Origin of the sequence: Microcystis sp. M53602_WE12, assembly GCF_030065455.1 — a bacterium.
Lineage (GTDB): Bacteria > Cyanobacteriota > Cyanobacteriia > Cyanobacteriales > Microcystaceae > Microcystis > Microcystis aeruginosa.
In genome coordinates this window covers 1-1,486 of record NZ_JASJFB010000824.1, presented here as the reverse complement: position 1 = coordinate 1,486, position 1,486 = coordinate 1, and the positions used below count along the sequence as shown (strand labels likewise).

The 1,486-nt window shown below is 39.0% G+C and carries 2 pseudogenes; both read right to left on the bottom strand.

The features are described 5' to 3' along the window. Positions 1 to 389 precede the first annotated feature (389 nt). Positions 390 to 924 (bottom strand): annotated as a pseudogene (locus PX482_RS25335) (transposase family protein); the annotation flags it as partial. Between the two features lie 181 nt (positions 925 to 1,105). Continuing rightward, positions 1,106 to 1,333: pseudogene (locus PX482_RS25330) on the bottom strand (DUF4277 domain-containing protein); the annotation flags it as partial. Between the last annotated feature and the right edge of the window lie 153 nt (positions 1,334 to 1,486).

Sequence of the window (1,486 nt, the reverse complement as noted above, 5' to 3'; positions counted from 1 at the left end):
TTTCTCGGTTGGTGAGAGAGAGTCTATCTTTCTCTAAAAAAATGGAGAATCACGTTGGGGAACCCTTTGGTATTTTATCCATGACTACAATGCACACCTGGCAAAGGATTAAGCCGCCATCACTACTACCGAATCACCACCTGCCGCAAGTCCTCGGTGGAGGGTGTAAACAGGGCTAGTTCATCGGTATCTGAAGTTAAGAAAGGAGAATTGGTTCTTGAGCGAGGATAAAGAGTATCAATGGCTTCAGTTTTTCAAACTGAAGCTCGTTCTAGATTGAAAACAATTGGCAAAAATCGCAGCCATGTCTTTCTATATAAGGGTTTCACCCCTTATAACTCCCGTCCATTGCATAACACAAACCGAAGAACCATTAATTTTGCCTAGGTACTTATTAGTTTTCCCGTATCTAAATTTACTAAAACCGCACAGTAATTTTTTTGTCCTTTGACTAGAGCGATTTCGTCAATTCCTAGTCTTTTTAATTTCGATAGGTCTGTCTCTGTAATTTCTTCAGCTATGTCCTCTATCATTCTTTGAATCTCTTCTTCCGTTACGTCATTTCTTCGACTAACATTTAAAATATCTCCTGATTTTAATTGTTCGAGTATATTTTCGGCTAGTCTTTTCGTATAGGTTCGTTTACTGGCGACAAAATCTAACTCTTCGCTAAAGGGTTTTCGACAATTATCGCCCTTAAATTGACGACGATTAACTTTGTAGGTACACTGGTTGTCCTGAGATTGGTAAATCTTTGACTAAATGTCGATGATTTTGGTGTAGTTTATCGCTCTCTAACCCACAACGAGGACAGGTTGCTTTTTGATTTTTCGATTCGATTCGGCAAACTATACCGATATTTTCTAGGTGTAGATAGCCTTGAATAGACGTTCCTTTTAGGTTCAAAAATTTGTCAAGTATCATAAGTAAAACACTCGGGTTTTTGGCCATTATGTCAAATCTTAACTCAATTGTCTATCTTTTAGCATTAACCTGTTTGTGCCTTAAGTCTTTCCCTGTATGGGTTTCAGCTATTTTTGAGCGTAGGTACTCTCATCGAATTTTATTTGAAGTTAATTATTTGCATAAAAATTACCGAAGAGCCAAAAAATTGAGGAAATAAATACAAAGATCGGGAGACAAATCCCAATCCATTCAGGATAATTGCTTTGACGACTTGCCCCGCTGTGACAATTTCTCCTCGCTCAATTGAGACTTGTTCGTTGATAATTTCAACGATTCCTATTTCATCGATAATTCCAGCGACTAATCCCAGATGGTCTAGATTTTTGACTTCAATTTCTGTTGATTGATTCCTAGTCGAACAGTCCACTCGCCTCAGTTTTCCAACAATTCCTATTTTTTCATAATTAGGGGTCTCAAGACCCCCCTAGCGGCCACCGAGAAAACCTTGACCAGCTAAGTATTTTTACTCAAGTCTCTGGAGGGGGACAGCTTATGTGACAGTTGAGGGTGCGGAATGTGG